The organism is Allobaculum fili (assembly GCF_020969955.1).
Taxonomy (GTDB): Bacteria; Bacillota_I; Bacilli_A; order Erysipelotrichales; family Erysipelotrichaceae; genus Allobaculum; species Allobaculum fili.
Genome location: NZ_JAHDSX010000044.1, coordinates 1 through 18,669 on the forward strand (window position 1 = coordinate 1; position 18,669 = coordinate 18,669).

Annotated in this window: 17 protein-coding genes; 2 read left to right on the plus strand and 15 right to left on the minus strand. The window is 49.8% G+C overall.

The window, feature by feature from the left end; all coding sequences use genetic code 11:
- Positions 1-282: 282 nt before the first annotated feature.
- The 14 genes from Afil_RS08835 to Afil_RS08900 form a co-directional block, all read right to left on the minus strand.
- On the minus strand, positions 283-1,992 hold the full coding sequence (locus Afil_RS08835) for a phospho-sugar mutase (RefSeq protein WP_230268195.1): 1,710 nt from the start codon (positions 1,990-1,992) through the stop codon (positions 283-285).
- Between the two features lie 298 nt (positions 1,993-2,290).
- Positions 2,291-2,557 carry an HPr family phosphocarrier protein gene (locus Afil_RS08840; protein ID WP_230268196.1) on the minus strand — a complete coding sequence of 89 codons (267 nt, stop codon included), beginning with the start codon at positions 2,555-2,557 and terminating at the stop codon, positions 2,291-2,293.
- Between the two features lie 54 nt (positions 2,558-2,611).
- Positions 2,612-3,148, minus strand: a complete 537-nt coding sequence (locus tag Afil_RS08845) for a 2-thiouracil desulfurase family protein (RefSeq protein ID WP_230268197.1) — start codon at positions 3,146-3,148, stop codon at positions 2,612-2,614.
- On the minus strand, positions 3,145-3,864 hold the full coding sequence (locus Afil_RS08850; RefSeq protein WP_230268198.1) for an alpha/beta fold hydrolase: 720 nt from the start codon (positions 3,862-3,864) through the stop codon (positions 3,145-3,147). Before Afil_RS08850 ends, Afil_RS08845 begins: the two co-directional genes overlap by 4 nt.
- Before the next feature lie 171 nt (positions 3,865-4,035).
- A complete protein-coding gene (glgA, locus tag Afil_RS08855; RefSeq protein WP_230268199.1) occupies positions 4,036-5,472 on the minus strand; it encodes a glycogen synthase GlgA in 1,437 nt (478 codons plus the stop codon).
- On the minus strand, positions 5,472-6,623 hold the full coding sequence (locus Afil_RS08860; protein ID WP_230268200.1) for a GlgC family sugar phosphate nucleotidyltransferase: 1,152 nt from the start codon (positions 6,621-6,623) through the stop codon (positions 5,472-5,474). The genes glgA and Afil_RS08860 overlap by 1 nt, the downstream gene beginning before the upstream one ends.
- A 1-nt stretch (position 6,624) precedes the next feature.
- Positions 6,625-7,764 (minus strand): glucose-1-phosphate adenylyltransferase, encoded by a 1,140-nt coding sequence (locus tag Afil_RS08865; protein ID WP_230268201.1) that lies wholly within the window; start codon positions 7,762-7,764, stop codon positions 6,625-6,627.
- 661 nt (positions 7,765-8,425) lie between these two features.
- Positions 8,426-9,220 carry an ABC transporter ATP-binding protein gene (locus tag Afil_RS08870; RefSeq protein ID WP_230268202.1) on the minus strand — a complete coding sequence of 265 codons (795 nt, stop codon included), beginning with the start codon at positions 9,218-9,220 and terminating at the stop codon, positions 8,426-8,428.
- Complete coding sequence (locus Afil_RS08875) at positions 9,220-10,167, minus strand: ABC transporter permease (RefSeq protein ID WP_230268203.1); 948 nt, start codon at positions 10,165-10,167, stop codon at positions 9,220-9,222. Before Afil_RS08875 ends, Afil_RS08870 begins: the two co-directional genes overlap by 1 nt.
- Before the next feature lie 2 nt (positions 10,168-10,169).
- A complete protein-coding gene (locus tag Afil_RS08880; protein WP_230268204.1) occupies positions 10,170-11,204 on the minus strand; it encodes an ABC transporter substrate-binding protein in 1,035 nt (344 codons plus the stop codon).
- Positions 11,205-11,525: 321 nt separating this feature from the next.
- Complete coding sequence (locus Afil_RS08885; protein WP_230268205.1) at positions 11,526-11,786, minus strand: hypothetical protein; 261 nt, start codon at positions 11,784-11,786, stop codon at positions 11,526-11,528.
- Positions 11,787-12,021: 235 nt separating this feature from the next.
- The gene (locus Afil_RS08890) at positions 12,022-12,750 is read right to left on the minus strand and encodes a hypothetical protein (protein WP_230268206.1); all 729 of its coding nucleotides are present in this window, start codon (positions 12,748-12,750) and stop codon (positions 12,022-12,024) included.
- Between the two features lie 424 nt (positions 12,751-13,174).
- On the minus strand, positions 13,175-13,747 hold the full coding sequence (locus Afil_RS08895) for a hypothetical protein (protein ID WP_230268207.1): 573 nt from the start codon (positions 13,745-13,747) through the stop codon (positions 13,175-13,177).
- Positions 13,748-14,202: 455 nt separating this feature from the next.
- Positions 14,203-14,589 carry a desulfoferrodoxin family protein gene (locus tag Afil_RS08900; protein WP_230268208.1) on the minus strand — a complete coding sequence of 129 codons (387 nt, stop codon included), beginning with the start codon at positions 14,587-14,589 and terminating at the stop codon, positions 14,203-14,205.
- A 315-nt stretch (positions 14,590-14,904) separates the two neighbouring features.
- On the opposite strand from Afil_RS08900, the gene Afil_RS08905 reads away from it, so the two are divergent.
- Positions 14,905-15,813 carry an RluA family pseudouridine synthase gene (locus Afil_RS08905; RefSeq protein ID WP_230268209.1) on the plus strand — a complete coding sequence of 303 codons (909 nt, stop codon included), beginning with the start codon at positions 14,905-14,907 and terminating at the stop codon, positions 15,811-15,813.
- Between the two features lie 154 nt (positions 15,814-15,967).
- Here the strand turns inward: Afil_RS08905 and Afil_RS08910 are convergent, their stop codons facing one another.
- Positions 15,968-16,645 carry a Crp/Fnr family transcriptional regulator gene (locus tag Afil_RS08910; protein ID WP_230268210.1) on the minus strand — a complete coding sequence of 226 codons (678 nt, stop codon included), beginning with the start codon at positions 16,643-16,645 and terminating at the stop codon, positions 15,968-15,970.
- 183 nt (positions 16,646-16,828) lie between these two features.
- Between Afil_RS08910 and hcp the strand changes: the two genes are divergently transcribed.
- A complete protein-coding gene (gene hcp, locus Afil_RS08915) occupies positions 16,829-18,472 on the plus strand; it encodes a hydroxylamine reductase (RefSeq protein ID WP_230268211.1) in 1,644 nt (547 codons plus the stop codon).
- Positions 18,473-18,669 lie beyond the last annotated feature (197 nt).

An 18,669-nucleotide genomic window follows, 5' to 3' on the forward strand; every position in this document is an offset into this window, starting at 1 on the left:
CCGGATCCGAAGTATGAAGAAAACGATGAAGAATAAAAAATACGCCAAGCGGGATCTCGAAAGGGATCCCGTTTAGCGTATCTAATATTCAGTCTCGCGTATACCCGTCGATTGTTTGACACTTACTCCGCTTCCCTGCTCTTTCTGACTGGAATACGCAAAAATGCGGGCCGGATCGTTTCAGGAAATATCCTGCTGGATCCAGCCCGCATATAGGGTTTCAATTAATCATTCATATCGTCTGCCGATGGAGTGCAGAGTCAGTCTGAGTAAGTCAGGAAACTAAGCCGCAGTGCCAGTCAGTTCCGCCATGGCTTTCTGGTATTTCAGCGTTTTGGCGTGAGCGTCTGCGTGATCGGTTCCTTTAATGCAGTAGTAGAACTTGCATTTTGGTTCCGTTCCGGAAGGACGTACCGCAATCCAGCTACCGTCGGCCAGATAGTATTTCAGAACGTCGGATTTAACGAATCCAGTGAGTTCTCTGGTTTCGCCGTTTTCCTTAATTACGGATTCCTTGTAGTCTTCGAAGCGAACAACTGGTGTTCCCGCAATTTCTTTTGGTGCTTCGCTGCGCAGATCGGCAAGAATCTGTTTGATTCTCTTGGCGCCGGCTTCACCTTCCAGTTCAACCGCAACCTGGCTTTCTTCGTAGGTTCCGTGTTTTGCGTAGAGCTCTTCGAGAACGTCAACGAGGTCTTTGCCTTCGTTGTTCTTGTACCAGGAAGCTGCTTCCGCCAGCATCAGGCAGGCCTGTGGTGCATCTTTGTCGCGGACGAACGGTTTGATCAGCGAACCGTAGGATTCTTCGTAACCGAAGACATAGTTCTTGGCGTGTGTCTTTTCGTAGTTGGCTACTTTTTCACCGATGAACTTGAATCCAGTCAGCGTTTTTTCAGTTTCTACGTTATGAGCAGAAGCTACTTTTTCACCGAGATCGGAAGTTACGACGGTGTTGAACATAACCGGTTTTTCCGGCATTTCGCCCTTGGCATCGAGCTGGCTGAGAATGTACTCAAGCAGTACAGCACCAGACTGGTTGCCGGTCATGACAACGTATTCGCCGCTGTGCTTAACGCCTACGCCCATGCGGTCCGCATCTGGGTCGCAGACGAGGATAATATCCGCGTCGTTTTCCTTCGCGTATTTCAGAGCGAGTTCATAAGCGCCTGGCTGTTCCGGGTTTGGTGTCGGAGTATTCGAGAAATCCGGATCCGGGGTGCACTGTTCCAGAACAGGAATGCAGGTGTAGCCGGTTTCCTTATAAATCTCACGAACGGGTACATTGGCGGTACCGTGTTCTGGGGAGAATACGATCTTGACGTCTTTCTTTACATCCGGGTTCAATTGGATGCTCTTAACGGCTTCGTAGTATGGACGGTCAACGTCTTCACCAATAACGGTGATGAGCTTTTTCTGCTCATCGGCAATGTTGGTATCGATAGCAAGTTCATCTTCGATCGCGTTGACTTTTTCGATGACTTTGGCAGCCAGATCCGGGACGAGCTGGCATCCTTTTTCATCGTAGAGCTTGTAGCCGTTGTACTGACGGGGGTTGTGGCTGGCGGTGATCATGATACCGCCGAAGCAGCCGAGGTGACGGACCGCAAAGCTCAGTTCTGGTGTAGGACGAAGGCTTTCAAACACATACGCTTTGATTCCGTTTTTGGCGAGGAGATCGGCGCAGTCAAAGGCAAGTTCCTTACTCATGTGACGGTTGTCGTAGCCGATTGCAATACCCTTTTTGCAGGCTTCCGGACCATTTTCCTTGATGTAGTCCGCAAATCCCTGGGTAGCTTTGCGAATGGTGTGGATATTAATACGGTTTGTTCCCGGACCAAGAAGGCCGCGCATACCGGCAGTTCCAAATTCAATAGTGGTGTAGAACGCGTCGTTCTTTTCTTCTGGAGTCATGTTTTCCAGTACTTCTTTATAACGCGCGTCCAGGTTTGGGCTGTTGACCCATTTCTGATAACGTTCTTCAACAACAGACATTTTTTAACCTCCGATTTCGCAAAAATTATAACATGAATCAATCGTCGGTCGATTATGACTTTTCTGCCCGAAAACTTGTATTCCTCAATGAAAAAGATTGATTTCAAACTGTTTATTTTCGGAATCCTTTTCTGCGTGTGAATCGACCGGACGGCAAGGCAATAAGCGGGAATTCTTTGAAAACATCTGGTTACAAACCGGCAAAACGCACAGTCCATCCGACTGGCCAGACCTGCTTGCGGTCTGTGATCTCCAGATAAAGAAAAAGGGCTCCGGAGAGCCTTTTTTCTGTGTCGGATTATTCAATGACTTTCTGTGCGCGCAGTGCGTTAACGATGTTGTCGATGGCTTCGTCTTCGTCGTCACCAGTAGCGGAGATAACGATTTCGGCCTGTGTCGGGATGCCCAGGGACATAACGCCCATGATGGACTTCATGTTGGATTCGCGTCCTTTGAAGTTCAGAACGACATCGCTCTTGCATCCGCTGGCTGCGTTTACGGCCACTGTAGCAGGACGTGCGTGAAGTCCTACCGGGTCAATAACCTTAACTGTTGCTTGTTTCATGATTCATTTCCTCCTGAATCGCTTACAATCTGATTTTAAAGCAACCTGATAGTTTTAACAACCTTGAAGTGCGTGATTTCCGACAACCTGAATTCCCTCTTTTTCCAGTTTGCGCGTAAATAAACCTTTCCCAGGAATGAGTCTGGATGAAAATGTACCGTCATAAATAATGGAACTTCCGCAGGAAGGCGACCGTTCCATCAAAATAGCCAGATCCGGCTGTTTCTCCTTTACGATTTCCATAGCCTTATCGATGCCGCCTTCCATGGTCGCCGTCAGATCGTCTCCGTCTTTTGTCCGTACTCGATCTTCGAGAATTTCCATAGGCTTTCGCGGTGTAGGAAGACCGGAAAGACATTCCGGGCAGACCGGAATTAGCGTATTGCGTTTACCTAATGCGATAACCGCCTCATCCCGGCAGCTTTTCCGGTCATAGCGGCACTTCTCACCGAGCAGACAGGCGCTGACCAGAATTGTTTTTCCTTCGAGACTGGACGCTTCAACCTTCTCAGATTCGGCTAATCCGGTACAGCTGCTGGTGTCTCTTTTAGAACTTGGATTTGGACTGGAAAGGATATCTTCCGTTTTCATAAACACTCCTTTTTGCCGGACGGCGTGATCTCCGGTTTTAAAAAGTGAAGAACGGCTGCATTAAACGTCTGCGGATTTTTTGCAGCCACATAATGATCGCCGGTTATAAAGACAAGTCTGGAATCTGGGATGGCTTTGGCAATTGCTTTTGTATGGGAAGCCTTAATGACATCACGTGTTCCTGCAAGGACCAGCGTCGGTGCCTGAATCTTCGTCAGATCCTCTGGATTAATATTCGGATCGTTCACCATCAGTCCCAGCAGTTCCGCAGTTGTTCTGGCTTTTGGACTGAACTTTTTAAAGAAACTGGCCATTCTGTACCCGATTTCAATAGGAATCTGTGTGCCAGACCGAACACCGTCCGGGGTCAGATTTCCGCCGTCCAGAATGAGCCGGTCGATGCGATCAGGATATTTCATCGCAAAAATCATGGCGATGTTGGCCCCGTCGGAAAAGCCGAGAAGATTCGCCCGGACAATATTGTGCTGATCCATGAACGCCTTCAGAGCCTGTGCAAACTGACGAATGGTAAATGGAGCTCTGCCTCGGAGCGTCTTTCCATGTCCGCGCGTATCGATTGCGATCACGCGATAATATCTGGAGAATTCTTCGATCTGCTTTTCAAAATAGCTGCTTTCTTCCCCGTTTCCATGAAGCAGGATCAGGGTTTCCCCTTTTCCCTGTTCCAGAAAGTGATTTTCAAACGATTCTTCCATAGGCTCTCTTCTCCGGACATTCTTCTCCAGACATTCCGCTCTCGAGCGGCAGTTTCGTGCATTTTTTCACGGCTGTCTGCGCAGATTTTCCTGTCCTGTTCCATCCGCGCAAAATGAAAAATGCTTCCCGCTTATTATGGCAGGAAGCATTTCGTTTACATAGGGTAATTCTTACATCAGAGTGTCGTACAGTCTGTTGTACACTTCAGCGGAATTCTGCCAGGAAACATCTTTGTTCATGGCGTTCATCTGCAGAATTTTCCAGTCTTCCGGACGGTTGTAATAAACATTGATCGCGTTATTGAGCGTGTTCATCATTTCATCCGCGTTGTAGTTGGAGAAGCTGAAGCCGTTCCCAGTCTTGTCGAACTCGTTGTAAGGCGTAACGGTATCTTTCAGACCGCCGGTTTCACGAACCAGAGGCAGTGTGCCGTAGCGCAGCGAGCAGAGCTGACTGAGGCCGCACGGTTCAAACAGAGAAGGCATCAGGAAGAGATCGCTGCCGGCGTAAATGCGGTGCGCGAGATCTTCGTTGTAGCCCCGATAGAAGCAGACTTTGCCTTTATGCTGGTTTTCCATATCGCGGAATGCGTTCTGGATGGCGTCTTCGCCGGTACCAAGAATCGCCAGCTGGATTGGTGCATTAGCGAGTTCCTGGAACTTTTCGAGCATCAGGTAGAAGCCCTTCTGGTAGGTCAGACGGGAAACTACGCCGACGAGCATAACATGCGGATTGACTTCCAGGCCGAGTTCCTTCTGAAGCGCTGCCTTGTCCTGGGCTTTGCCTTTGGACATGGTGATCTTGTTGTAATGATATGGCAGAGCCGGATCCGTGTTCGGGTTCCATACAGCCATATCGATACCGTTTACGATGCCCCACAGGTCATAGCGGCGCATGTTCAGTACGGCTTCCATATGTTCGCCGTACTGGGGCGTCAGGATTTCCTGCGAGTAGGTCGGCGAAACGGTCGTGATCTTGTCGGCGTAGAGGATGCCGGACTTCATGAAGGATACGCCGCCGTCGAAACGGATGTTGCCATTGTCGAGCAGGTAGTATGGAAGGCCGAGGCAGGAGTCGGTCATTTCCGGTCCAAAGTTACCCTGGAAGAGCAGGTTGTGGATCGTGTAGACAAACTTGATGTTGGCATAGCGGGAATCGCTCGAATGCGTTTCCTTAACCATGCACGGAATCATGCCGGTCTGCCAGTCGTGGCAGTGGATGATGTTGGGCCAGTAGTTGAGCTGGTTCAGCATTTCGATGACAGCTTTCTGGAAGTAAGCGAAACGTTCGCCGTCATCCAGATAGCCGTAGAGCGCATCTCGTTCGAAATAGCCCTGGTGCTGAACAAAGAAGTAAGCCACTTTGCCCACGGTCTGGGAATAGATCGTTACCGGCACTTCACGGTAGTTGATGTTTACCGTATAGGAAGCACAGTATGTCAGATCCTGAAAATTCTTTTCTGCAATTTTTTTGTAGAGCGGCAGAACAACTTTCACTTCGTGACCCATTTCCGCAAGAGCGGCTGGCAGAGAACCGATTACATCGGCCAGTCCGCCGGTCTTAACGAATGGAAGGCCTTCTGCAGCCGCCATTAAAATAGAAGCCATTAATAATTACCTCTGCGTTTGAGATAAACCGGGTTCTCTTCGTTGCCGGTTACTTCGTGCTTGAGAACAACCTTGGCGTCCTTGTCGACAATGCAGTTGGTCAGCATGATGTTGTCGCCGATTTCAACACCCGGCAGAATCAGGCAGTTGTTGATCAGAGATCCTTTGCCGACGGTAACGTTACGTCCGATGATCGAACCCTGAACGTTGCCTTCAATTTTGCATCCGTTGGAGATCAGAGCGCCGGAAGCGGTGCCTTCACCCAGATAAATTGTCGGAGGCGAATCGTTGGTACGGGTATAGATTGGCCAGTTTGGATCGTTGAAGAAGCTCATGTTGGCTTCGTTCAGCATTGCCATGTTGGACTTGAAGTATGTGCGTTTGCTGAGGATCGGGAAGATTACGTGCGTATAGTCGACCATGTTGATCTTGACATCCCATTTTGGATTGTCTGCAACGTAGTTCAGCATGTCAGTCAGCCAGTACAGTTCGGAGCATTCGTGACCTTCTTCCACCATCTTCAGGAACGTTTTCTTGTTGATGATGTATGTATCCAGGAATACATCCATTTCTGCACCACGCGGGCCGAGTTCCGGCTGTCCGATGTACGTTTCCACGTGATCGAATTCGCCGGCTTCGTTTTTGAAGATAACGTTCGAGCTAAGGAAGTCGCGGGCATCGCGGGAATTCATTTCATGATGGTAAAGCAGCGTGATGTCTGCCTTGGATTCGATATGTTTCGCAAGCAGATTCTGGAAGTTGATCTTGTAGACCCAGTTGACCGGAGCGATGATCACGTAATCGTGATTATCTTCTTCGATTTCATCCAGGTTGGAGTAGTAGCCGTGCAGGTCGGAAGAATATTCCTGAGAAAGGCCGCTGTAGCCTACCGGAATAATCGCTACGTGACCGTGCTTGTTGTTGATGTTGTAGTGACGGGCACTGCCAATGTGGTCAAACAGAACTTTCGGGTCGCCGTTGGTGTAAACCTGAATGTTCTGGATGCCGGAGTTTGTCATGTTGGAAATTGGAATATCGACCAGACGGTAGCGTCCTACATAGTTGAACGCTGCCATTGGACGGTACTGACCTACGCCGCTGACATAGATGGCAGGAGATGTGAAGGCGACAATACCAAGTGCGTTAATCATATTAGTTATCTCCTTTCACGTCCTGATAAGCCAGGTAAATATGTTCCGAATCCGGCGAACCTACAGTGGAGCCGGCGCCGACAACAACTTTTTCGGCAACGATTGAGCGGTACACTTTTGCACCTTTTTCTACAATGCAGCCAGGCATGAGTACGCTGTCTTTTACTTCAGCGCCTTCCATGATGGTGACGTTGTTGAACAGAACGCTGTTCACGGCTTCGCCACGGATCACAGCACCCTGGTTGATGTAGCAGTGTTTAACGCGTCCAGTCGGGGATACGTACTGCGGAAGTACAGGAATATCGGAAGTGTAGATTTTCCAGTCCTGATCGCCAAGGTCGAGTTCATCGTTATGGTCGATCAGGTCCATGTTGGCTTCCCAGAGGGAGTCAATCGTTCCAACATCTTTCCAGTAGCCGCTGAAGTTGTAGGCGAACAGACGCTTCTTGTCAGCGAGCAGACGCGGGATGATGTTCATGCCGAAGTCGTGCTTGGAATCCTTGTCCTTGGCATCTTCGATCAGGATTTCGCGCAGCAGCGGCCAGTCGAAGATGTAGATGCCCATGGAAGCCAGGTTGGATTTTGGTTCGGCAGGTTTTTCCTCAAACTCAAGAATGTGGTTGTTCATGTCGCAGTTCATGATTCCAAAGCGTGGCGCTTCTTCCCATGGAACCGGGCGAACGGCTACGGTCAGATCCGCGTCGTTCTGGCGATGTGCTGCGAGCATTTTGTCGTAGTTCATTTTGTAGATATGGTCACCCGACAGAATGAGAACATATCCAGGATTGAACTCGTCGATGAAGTCGATATTCTGGTAGATCGCATCGGCGGTACCCTGATAAACACCGAACTTGGTGTCGTCTTTTTCACTAGGCGGAAGGACGTATACGCCGCTGCCGCGGGTATCGAGACCCCAGCGCTGTCCAGCGCCCGCATACGCGTTGAGCTGTACAGGTTCGTACTGTGTCAGAACACCGACAACGTTGATGTTCGAGTTTGCACAGTTACTGAGGGGGAAGTCAATAATGCGGTATTTTCCGCCAAAATATACCGCAGGCTTTGCCGTTTTATTCGTCAGCTGATACAAACGGGAGCCGCGCCCGCCAGCCAGAATCATGGCGAGCATATTGTTGTTATCCATAGTTTTCCTCCTGAAACTAATTTCATTAAAAGTATAGCACTTGTAGCCTTTTCAAACACCCGCCCGCGTGCTTTTTGAGGGATAAATTGTATGGGCTTTCATAGAGAAATAGTCATGGGTAGAAATAATTTCTTTACATTTATGTTTTCTTTTATTCAATAATGATTTCATTTTTGATGCATTAGATGCACTATTTGTGTCGAATTGTCAAATGGAAAGGTTTTGCCCACTTTTTGCAATGTTTGCCTTTTTTCCGGTTTAAACCATGACAAAACCCGCTACTTTCAGTCCGAATCGTGATAAAAAATCGGACTGAAATGGCTTTCGAAGGGTAGACTGGATCGCCTTTTTCTGCTCTTTCATTTGGTTTCAGAAAACGGCACTTGCTGGCCGCAGAAGCGGCTTTAAAATGTAGCGTTTTCATGCATAAATCCGTACAGATTGAACGCGCACATTTGTATTTTTTAGTATGGCAGGCATTTTCTTTCCGTCCGTTTTGCCTGTTCTCTCTTCCCTTCTCGATTCGCGCACTTCTGCTCTCTCGATTCCTGCACTCCTGCTCTCTCGATTTGCGTGCCGTTCTCTTATGGCGTAAGAAGGCCATAGAAAAACGGCAGGATCCAGAAGGAGGCTCTTCTGTTTCCTGCCGCAGAATACGGGGTTAGATCAGGACCGCGCGGTCATCGGAAAATTCGGTACCGGCTGCTTCCTTGAACTTGTTGTGGAGATCTTCTACGGTCAGCAAAGCTTTTTCGTCACCGCTTACGTCGTAGATGATCTTTCCGTTGTACATCATGATCAGACGGTTTCCCAGACGGATCGCATCGTTCATGTTGTGGGTGATCATCAGCGTCGTCAGCTTATTTTCGCTGACGATTTTTTCTGTAAGATCGAGAACTTTTTTAGCCGTCAGCGGGTCAAGCGCTGCGGTATGCTCGTCGAGCAGAAGCAGATCCGGCTTCTGAAGCGATGCCATGAGCAGCGTAATCGCCTGGCGCTGGCCGCCGGAAAGCAGGCCGACCTTGCTGGTGAGGCGGGTTTCCAGACCGAGTCCGAGCGTAGCGAGCTGATCGCGGTATTTCTGCTGTTCGCTTTTGGTATTTCCCCAGCGCAGGGTACGTCCCTGTCCGCGTCTTGCCGCAAAAGCCAGGTTTTCGCCGATTTCCATATCGGCTGCCGTACCCATCAGCGGGTCCTGGAAGACACGGCCGATGAATTTGGCACGCTTGTGCTCCGGCATGAGCGAAACGTCGGTATTGTTGAGAACGATGTGCCCGCAGTCTGGCGGATATACGCCGGCGATCAGGTTGAGCAGCGTCGATTTGCCGGCGCCGTTGCCGCCGATGACGGTAACGAACTGGCCTTCTTCAATGTGAAGATTCAGATCGCTGATCGCTTTCTTTTCATTTACGGTGCCTTTGTTAAAGGTTTTGGAGACATGTGAGATTTTCAGCATCAGAACTTCTCCTCCACGCTTTCGACCGCTTCGGTCAGACGCTTATAGGCGGACGTCTGTGCGCGGTGTTCAAGAACGACCGGAATGCTCAGGGCTGCAGCTACGAGCAGCGCTGTAAAGAGCTTCAGGTTGTCCGGGTTCAGACCGAGCTGCAGAACGAGCGAAACAATGATTCGATACAAAATGCTTCCGACAACGATGGAGATCAGACGACGGAGGAATCCGCCCTTGCGTCCGAAAATGGTTTCTCCGATAACGATGGAAGCCAGAGCCATAACGATGGCGCCGATGCCCATTTTGACATCCGCGTAGCCCTGCTGCTGGCAGACCAGCGCGCCGGACATGGCGATCAGTCCATTGGAAAGCATGAGCGCGATCATCGTGGTCATGTTGGTCGACACGCCGTTGGCACGGACCATGTTCGGGTTGTTTCCCGTCGCACGAACCGACGCGCCGAGTTCAGTTCCGAAAAACCAGTAGAGCAGCGCAATCGTTGCGATGACAAACAGAATGCCGACGCAGATGACGGAAAGATAGCCCGGGGTGATCCAGCCCATGGCTGGGATGTGATCGGTCAGCCAGGAAAAGCAGGTGCTTTCGTTCATGAGCGGAATGTTGGATTTGCCCATGATCATCAGGTTGATGGAGTACAGACCGATCTGGGAAAGAATACCGGCAAGAATCGGCGGAATTTTGCAGACCGTATTGAAGAAGCCAGTCACTGCGCCGGCCAGAAAGCCAACGATCAGCGCAGCCAGTACGGTCAGATACGGATTGACGCCCATTAAGATGAGGGCCGAACTGATGGCCGCTCCCGTTGCGAAGGAGCCGTCGACGGTCAGGTCCGCAAAGTCAAGCAGGCGGAAGGTGATATATACGCCCAGGGCCATGATGCCCCAGAGGATTCCCTGTCCAATAGCACCTTCCAGAGAAAACAGAAGCGCCATTCCTATTCCTCAACGGTAACGTCTGTACCGCGGTCAACAACGGACTGCGGCAGCGTGAGGCCGAGTTTTTCTGCTGTCTTGGAGTTGAAGGAAAGCGTGCAGTCGTCCGTAGCCAGGTATTCAATGGCCATGTCTTCCGGTTTGCTTTCGCCTTTGAGGATGCTTACGGCCTGTGCGCCGGCAAGCTGTCCGAGTTTGTAGTAGTCAATACCATAAGTGGCAAGTCCGCCGTTTAAAACCATGCCTTCTTCGCCGACGATGGTCGGGATGCCAAAGCCGGTTGCGATCTGCGATACAGTCGCCATGCTTTCGGCCATCAGGTTATCGGTCGGTACGTAGATGGCATCGACTTTTCCGTTAAGGGATTCAACAACCTGCTGAATCTGGTTTGAGTCGGTTACGGAAGCTTCCACGAATTCAAGGCCGCGGGCTTCGCATTCTTTTTTCGCCAGTTCAATCTGGAACGCGGAGTTGCTTTCGGCGTTGCAGTAGAGCAGACCTACGGTTTTCGCATCCGGTACGATTTCCTTGAGCAGATCGAACTGCGCTTCAATCGGGTTGAGGTCGGAAGAGCCGGTTACGTTGTTGCCTGGCTTTTCGTTGCTTTCCACCAGACCGGAATCTGCAGGGTCGGTTACCGCGGAAATGACAATTGGAATGTCCTTAGTTTCGTTGGCTGCAGCCTGCGCGGCCGGCGTAGCGACGGCGTAGATCAGATCTACTTTGTCGTTCACGTATTTCTGGGCAATGGATGTGCAGTTGGCCACTTCGTTCTGTGCCGAGTTGAAGGTAATCTGCGCATCGGCATAGCCGTTTTCCTTAAGATAATCTTCAAAGCCTTTAGCAGCCGCATCGAGTGCGGGATGTTCGGTGTACTGGAGGATGCCGATCTTGACATCGGAAGCGCCATCGGCTGCCGCGGTGATACTGGAACCATCGGCGCTGCTGGCTGTGGAGGAGCTGCCGCCATTTCCGGAACATCCGGCAAAGAGGAGCGCAGCACTCAGTGCAGCAATGGAATATCTGTGCAGTTTCATTGGATAAATGTCTCCTTTTTTCGTATTGCACACATTCTACACAATTCACACATTCTGCGTCATTGTAAAAAAAGACTTTTCAAAAATTTTCATGAAATTAGCTTTCAGAGTGCGGAATTTCATCCGATCTTGCAATTCTTGGACCTTGCTTCTCAATTTGTTCGCTTTTCAAGAACAGAACGGCCGTTCTTTTTCTTACACGATTTCCGAATTTACAGCCGATTCCTGCGCTGAAAAGCACAGAACCGCTTTCCACTCGATTTCCATGAAAAAAGCGGACCGCAAAAGGTCCGCATTCATACGGGTCTGTATGGAGATGATTTAGTCGACGCCGTTGATTTTCTTTTCGTTTTCTTTGATTTTTTCTTCGTGACGAGCAGCTGCCTGTTCTTTGCGTTCGATCACTTTTTCGTCATGGTCGATTTCTTTTTCACGCAGCTCTTTCATGAATTTGGACTTGTCGGCGTCCTCTTCCACTACATGCATATTCATGTCCGCACGTTTCTTATCAATTTCACGCTCGTCATGACGAACTTCGTCACTCAGAACCTTGTCTTCAAACTTTTTGAATTCTTCAGCCATAATCATCAGCCTCCTGTTTGACAGTACAATTATACGATCCTTTGTACAAAGGCCCTTGTACCGTGCCCGAAAGGATAAATCCGCATGCACAGACAAAAAGCCGTCCCTGAACTGGGAAGAACGTTTTCCTTGGTTCAAAGGACGGCTTTGTTTTTCATCTTGTATCAATTCTGTCTGCTGATTTTGTGCAGACGATTTTCTGCAGCGTTTTCTTTCCCGCTCGAGCGGGCTTTTGTTAGGCGTTGGCGTTTTCTTCGAGCAGCGTATTGAGAATGTCCTCGGGCATGTAGTCGAAGCGGATCGGCGTTCCGGAGATCAGATAGTCGAGGCAGTCATCGGAATAGCCGGTTACGACATAGACCATCTTCTTGCCGTCTGGGTACGTAAGCAGCACCTTGCCGTTTTCGACCGCATAGCTGCCGCTTCTTTCTTCCATCAGTTCCTTGCCGCGGAAGTCGTATTCCTTGAATTCATGATCGTCCCAGAAGCTCTGGCAGGTGTAGAGATCTTTCTGGAAGTAGTGGATCCAGTTGCCAAGCAGGCTTCTTTCCGAGAAACCAGAAGCGATCACATCCTGGATTTCCTTGTCCTTGCGGCTGCCCAGACGGATCTTGTCGAGCGTTTCTTCCGAAGCGGCCGGCATGCCCAGCAGGCTCTGCGCGAAGTCGATAACCTGCGTGCACTGCTCGATGCGTTCCTTCAGGCTGCTTTCGAAGGCGTTTCTGGCTTCTTCGTCGGCGGGAAGGGAAAAAAGTCCGTCCTGGCTGACCTGAGCGAGCAGGGATTCGAGTTCTTCTTTCTGGCTCGTCGCAGTCTGCACCATTTTCTGGATTTCCTGTTTGTTACGTTCTTCCTGGAGAGCGATCTGTTCCTTGATCTCTCGGATCATCTGATCGTTGTCCTGAATGTTCGTCTGAAGCTGACTGAAAATATCTTTCCAGACCTGAATGTCTGCTGTGTTCATAGTTCTGATCCTTTCAATGGCGGCCAAGCGGCTGCCTTTTCCGTTTGATTGTTGCAAAAAATATCTTAAGGATCAAATACGACCGTCAGAAACGAAGATCAAATTCATACAAAAATCGCCATTTATGCCCGTATTCGCTTGACAGAACGTTCAAAACGTCCTTGTTTTGTACACATTCTTTCCAGTACTTTAAACTGGATCCGGTCTATATCCAGTCCTATATATCTTCTTTCTCACAAAAATTTCTTTCTCACAAAAATGGCCGCGATAATTTTCGATCCAAAAGGAATACCTGGAACAACAGATTTCCCCAAGAAAAGCTCCCTCAAGCCCGTCCGTTTCTTTCTGGGACCGGCTTGAGGGAGCGTAATTCATTCCCTGTCTGCTCGAGCAATATTTACTGATTCAATATCTGTACTTGATTCTATTTTTTGCCGAACAGGGCACGAAGCAGCGCGATGCCGCCGGCAACCATCAGGAACACCTTGCCGGCTTCAATCAGAGCGGCTTTTGGATCGTCCTGCATTTCCTGCGCGAAATCACCGACATGATCCACAGCTTTTTCACGGAACTCGCCGAATTTTTCGCGGGCATCCTGTGAAAGTTCATTGAATCGATCATCAAAGGCGTCTGCACGTCGGTCGACTTCTTCGCCAAACTGATGCGCGTAGTCTTCGAGCTGCGAACCGGCTTCTTTCGATGCCTGATTAAAATCGGCTTCTGCTTCTTTAGCAGCCTGACTGAAATCGGCTTTCACCTGTTCTTCGGCTTTTTGCGCTTCTTCTTTTGCGGCCTCCGCGTAGGCGCCGGCTTCGGCCATTTTCGCATGGGCCTGATCGACCGCCTGCTGGAAGTCCGTCTTTACGCTTTCACGAACCTGACTGGCTTTTTCTTCGGCGCTGGCCAGATCTTTTTTCATATCCTGATCGAGAACTGTTTTCTCGTCTTTTGTTGTTTCGGCTGTTTCGGGATGCATCGTGCTTTTTTCTTCGTTCATAGTAAACCTCCCATTTCGACCATCTATACTCGTTCCCTTTTCCGCTTCTTCTATCCGATCCTTTTCCGCGCCGCTCAACGCTTCGTTTGGCTTTCTTACGAAATCCAGAACAAAGGAAGAACGTGAAAAAGAAGAGGCAAATCGGAAAAAAGCGGCGAATCGATCCGCGGGAACCGTTCCCTGTATGGATCGGTTTATAGATCGTCTTTCTCTGTTTCCATTATCTTGCAGCATGCGTTTTTCAAGAATTGCGTTGCCTGAACAAAAAAAATGGTAAGAAGCGAGAAAGCGGGCGGACAAACAAATACGCGTTTCGTTCTTTTCAATCCGTATGGATTTAAAAAGAGAAAACGAAAAGCCTAAGTTCGTTCGAAAACTCAGGCTTGAATCGTTTTGTGCGTGTGTGGTATTGCAGCCGGGCAGTCGTTTACGTACGCTGGGTTTTGGGCGACCGACTAGAGATCGATTTCCTTTTTCCAGAGACCGTGCAGATTGCAGTATTCGTAGACAGCTGCTTTGCCGCTCTGTCCTTTGACATCGAATACAGCGACTGGTTCCTGACCAGGAAACAGAGTCTGCTTTTCTACGGATCCATCCGGATATTCCATCCAGATGTTGGTGATCCAGTGCGCCGGAAGCATCGGGTGCTTGGTCGAGCCGACCTGTACGGAGACTTTGCCGTCTTCTACTTTTACATCCGGTACGTGTTTTTCGAGCGCAGCATCGGTAGAACCGGCTTCGAGAAGCACTGCTGGTTCGCCGTTAATGGTAATATCAAGTTCCTTGTCCACGGGCAGTACAACTTCAACTACATCGCCCTGAGCACTTTTGTAGAGTTTCATAAGAAATTCCTCCTTGTCTCTACTAGTCTACCATTGACCGTTTTGCGGCCTCCCGATTACGACCGTAAACTGACATTCGTTCGGAAGAAAAAAGTATAAAAAACATAGAAAACTTCACAGAAAAGATGACTTTGCCTTTTTTGCGCTTTGAAAGTGGATAATTCCGTCTTCCACGCAGGCCTCGACCCGCATTTTCCGATGCCCTGGCAGCCGTTCAAACCCCTTCCCTTTGCGTAAAACAGGCAAACGTTCATCATTTCCTCATTTGTGGCCGCTTCGGGATAAGATGAAGAAAACAACAGAAAGGTTTTAATCATGTCCATTCAAATTCATGTTCTCCCTGATGGAAATCTTCAGGCGCTGACGGATCTGCCGATCACGCTGGAAGAATTCAATACATTTTTGGCGATTTCCAAAGAAAAGAAAAAACATACGGAAATTCTGAAAAACGGTCAGGTCATCACCAACCCGGCTGAAGAAATTTCCCCAAAAGATAAAGTCACCGTTCGCATCGACCAAACGTTCGATATTTCAGAAACGACACCGCTGTCCTTTGCGGGCGTTCCGATCGTTTACGAAGACGATTTCTGCCTGGTAGCCAACAAGAAGCCGTTTTTACTCGTGCATGGTGACGGCAATACCGAAGATACGCTGACCTCCCGCGTCAACGGCTATCTCGTTTCCAACGGCGCCCGCTTTGCGGCGCAGCCGGTCAACCGCATCGACCAGGAAGCCAGCGGCCTCGTTCTTTTTTCCAAGCATCCGCTTGTCAAGGCGTTCCTCGATGAGCAGTTCGAAAACGGCACCGCCAAAAAGGAATATCTCGCCGTTGTAGACGGCCGTGTGGATCATCGGGAAATCGACATCAACAACCCGATTGCCCGCAACCGTCACGAAGCCGAAAAGATGATGGTCTTCTCCAAAGGCAAACCTGCCCATACCCACATCACCCGTCTGAAACTGTTTGAAGACAAATCGCTCGTCTGTGCCGACATTTCCACCGGACGCAAGCACCAGATCCGCGTTCATCTGGCCAACATCGGCTATCCGATCATGAACGATCCGCTGTACGGTCTTGTCCGCAACAAAAAAGGCCTGATGCTTCAGGCCTATCGTCTGCGCTTTCTGCAGCCGTACACGCGCAAGCCGATCGAAGTCGAACTCGACATGGATACCCGCTTCAAATGGTTTGATCCGGCCCTTGCCCGCAAAAGCGATAACTAATGCGGCATTTGATCTTTCGTTAACCATTTTGATCCATTTTGCTAAAACGCTGAGCTGCCAAAATCCGGCAGCTTTTTTCATGTCCTGCAGCAAGATCTGGACCAGCAGGTTTCCCTTTTCCTCCGGTTCAATTCGTCCGTTTTGATTCGTTCGTTTAAAGCAAATCGTGTTTGGCGGGATCGAGCAGTTCAAAATGATTTTTTTCAAACGCGATCAGTCCCTCTTTTTTCATGCGGCCAAGTTCCTTAGAGAGGGCGCTCCGTTCTACATTCAGATAATCGGCGAGCTGCTGTCGATCAAACGGGATTTCGAAAACGCGGCTTCCCTTTTTGAGCGCCGCAAAACGCAGATACGCAAGTACGCGGGAGCGGATCGTTCTGGAAGATGTGAAAAAGCTGCGTCTGGATAAAGCCAGATTTTTCTGCGCACCCAGCAGCGTCAGATTGTACAGAACTTTCGTCTCCCACCCCCCGCATCGGCAGGAGCCGGGTTTCAGATTTTGCAAATCCAGAAGCAGAATGCGGGTCGGTTCATTGGCTGCAACCTCCACCAGTGTCGGCTCATTGCCAAGAAGAGCGTATGCCTCCGCAAAATACTGACCAGGGACGATAAGGTTTAAAATCGTCCGGTTTCCCATTTCATCCAGGCTTTCAATGCGAACGCTTCCCGACAGAACCAGACCCATTTCATGCGTTGAGCGGCCCACATGCAAAATCGTCTCTCCCTTGTCAAAATGGCGTTCTCTGGCGTGCAGCGCATGAAGCGACTGACCCAATTCATCCTCATCCATTCCTTTAAATAAAGCGGTTTTCAGCAGCTGTTTTTCGTCCATGAAAATTCTCCCTAAAAATTTGTCGATGTGGTTTTAACCACATACTTATCGTCTGCATTTGAATACAGTAAAAACGAACACAGAAGCAAACAAACTGCCCGCTTGCCGCGCCTTTTAAAGGCGCGCCTTCTTTTGTCCGCCCGTTCTGGGCCGGTCCGGGCAGTCTATGGAGGAAATACATATATGAAAGAGAAAATGTTCTGTTATCAGTGTCAGGAAACCGCAGGCAATACGGGATGCACCATCGCAGGGGTCTGCGGAAAAAAGCCGGAAGTCGCGGCCATGCAGGATCTGCTCGTCTACGTAACCAAAGGCCTTTCGAGCATTACAACGAAAATGCGTGCTGAAGGTCTGCCGGTTTCGCAGGCGGTCAATCATCAGATTTCCAGAAATCTGTTTACAACGATTACCAACGCCAATTTTGATCGCGATTTCATCCGTCTCATGGTAGAAGACACGCTGGAAATGAAGGAAAACCTGCTCGGACAGCTTGGCAGTACGGACGGTCTGCCCGAAGCTGCCTTCTGGAACGGACCGAAAGAAGACTTTGAATCGAAAGCCGCTGAAGTCGGCGTGCTTTCGACCAAAGATGAAGATATCCGTTCTTTACGCGAGCTCATCACGTATGGACTGAAGGGCCTTTCCGCCTACTCCAAGCACGCCAACGCGCTTTTGCACGATAACGAAGCCGTTGACGCGTTTCTCCAGAACGCTTTAAGCAAAACGCTCGACGATTCGCTGAGCGTCGACGACCTCGTCGCCCTGGCTCTGGAAACCGGAAAATACGGCGTAGACGGCATGGCCCTTCTCGACAAAGCCAATACCGACGCGTACGGCCATCCGGAAATGACCGAAGTGGAAATCGGTGTCCGCCAAAACCCGGGAATTCTTGTTTCCGGACACGATCTGCGCGATCTGGAAATGCTTCTGGAACAGACGCAGGGTACAGGCGTAGACGTCTATACCCATTCCGAAATGCTTCCCGCTCACTACTATCCGTCGTTCAAGAAGTATCCCCATTTTGCGGGCAACTACGGAAACGCCTGGTGGAAGCAGCGCGAAGAGTTTGAAAAATTCAACGGTCCGATTTTAATGACGACAAACTGCATCGTTCCGCCGGCCGAAAGCTATAAAGACCGTCTCTGGACAACCGGAACGACCGGATATCCAGGCTGCCGCCATATCGATAGTGCCTATGGAGAAATCAAGGACTTTTCCGCTCTGATTGAACAGGCGAAAACGTGCCCGGCACCAGAGGAAATCGAAACCGGAACAATCGTCGGCGGCTTTGCGCATGAGCAGGTGTTCGCACTCGCCGATCAGATCGTCGAAGCCGTAAAGAACGGCGCCATCCGGAAGTTTGTCGTTATGGCCGGCTGCGACGGCCGTCAGAGAAGCCGCGACTATTACACCGAATTTGCGAAAAAGCTTCCAGAAGACGCGGTGATCCTGACCGCAGGCTGTGCCAAATACAAATACAACAAGCTCAATCTCGGCGCTATTCAGGGTATTCCAAGAGTTCTGGATGCCGGTCAGTGCAACGACTCGTATTCGCTCGCGCTGATTGCTCTGAAACTGAAAGACGTCTTTGGACTCGACGATATCAACGACCTTCCAATCGTCTACAACATCGCCTGGTACGAACAGAAAGCCGTCATTGTTCTGCTTTCCCTGCTCTATCTGGGCATTAAGAACATCCATCTCGGTCCAACGCTTCCGGCATTCCTGTCCCCAAACGTGGCGAAAGTCCTGATTGAAAACTTCGGCCTTTCCGGAATCCGTACGGTGGACCAGGATCTGAAGCTGTTCTTTGGCGACGAAGCGTAAGCAATCTGTTCGACTGGGCGAATTCCTTCCTTTCCGCTAAAGGATCCTTCCCATCCGCTTTACAGATCGATTGTAAGTGTCAAACAATCGACGGGTATACGCGAGACTGAATATTAGATACGCTAAACGGGATCCCTTTCGAGATCCCGCTTGGCGTATTTTTTATTCTTCATCGTTTTCTTCATACTTCGGATCCG

Bases quoted from the DNA above. Each gene is read 5' to 3' on its own strand.
- Afil_RS08885 (WP_230268205.1), bottom strand. From the start codon at position 11,786: ATGGCTGAAGAATTCAAAAAGTTTGAAGACAAGGTTCTGAGTGACGAA.
- Afil_RS08850 (WP_230268198.1), bottom strand. From the start codon at position 3,864: ATGGAAGAATCGTTTGAAAATCACTTTCTGGAACAGGGAAAAGGGGAA.
- Afil_RS08835 (WP_230268195.1), bottom strand. From the start codon at position 1,992: ATGTCTGTTGTTGAAGAACGTTATCAGAAATGGGTCAACAGCCCAAAC.
- Afil_RS08845 (WP_230268197.1), bottom strand. From the start codon at position 3,148: ATGAAAACGGAAGATATCCTTTCCAGTCCAAATCCAAGTTCTAAAAGA.
- Afil_RS08860 (WP_230268200.1), bottom strand. From the start codon at position 6,623: ATGATTAACGCACTTGGTATTGTCGCCTTCACATCTCCTGCCATCTAT.
- Afil_RS08890 (WP_230268206.1), bottom strand. From the start codon at position 12,750: ATGAACACAGCAGACATTCAGGTCTGGAAAGATATTTTCAGTCAGCTT.
- Afil_RS08870 (WP_230268202.1), bottom strand. From the start codon at position 9,220: ATGCTGAAAATCTCACATGTCTCCAAAACCTTTAACAAAGGCACCGTA.
- Afil_RS08900 (WP_230268208.1), bottom strand. From the start codon at position 14,589: ATGAAACTCTACAAAAGTGCTCAGGGCGATGTAGTTGAAGTTGTACTG.
- Afil_RS08895 (WP_230268207.1), bottom strand. From the start codon at position 13,747: ATGAACGAAGAAAAAAGCACGATGCATCCCGAAACAGCCGAAACAACA.
- Afil_RS08865 (WP_230268201.1), bottom strand. From the start codon at position 7,764: ATGGATAACAACAATATGCTCGCCATGATTCTGGCTGGCGGGCGCGGC.
- Afil_RS08910 (WP_230268210.1), bottom strand. From the start codon at position 16,645: ATGGACGAAAAACAGCTGCTGAAAACCGCTTTATTTAAAGGAATGGAT.
- Afil_RS08905 (WP_230268209.1), top strand. From the start codon at position 14,905: ATGTCCATTCAAATTCATGTTCTCCCTGATGGAAATCTTCAGGCGCTG.
- Afil_RS08880 (WP_230268204.1), bottom strand. From the start codon at position 11,204: ATGAAACTGCACAGATATTCCATTGCTGCACTGAGTGCTGCGCTCCTC.
- hcp (WP_230268211.1), top strand. From the start codon at position 16,829: ATGAAAGAGAAAATGTTCTGTTATCAGTGTCAGGAAACCGCAGGCAAT.
- glgA (WP_230268199.1), bottom strand. From the start codon at position 5,472: ATGGCTTCTATTTTAATGGCGGCTGCAGAAGGCCTTCCATTCGTTAAG.
- Afil_RS08840 (WP_230268196.1), bottom strand. From the start codon at position 2,557: ATGAAACAAGCAACAGTTAAGGTTATTGACCCGGTAGGACTTCACGCA.
- Afil_RS08875 (WP_230268203.1), bottom strand. From the start codon at position 10,167: ATGGCGCTTCTGTTTTCTCTGGAAGGTGCTATTGGACAGGGAATCCTC.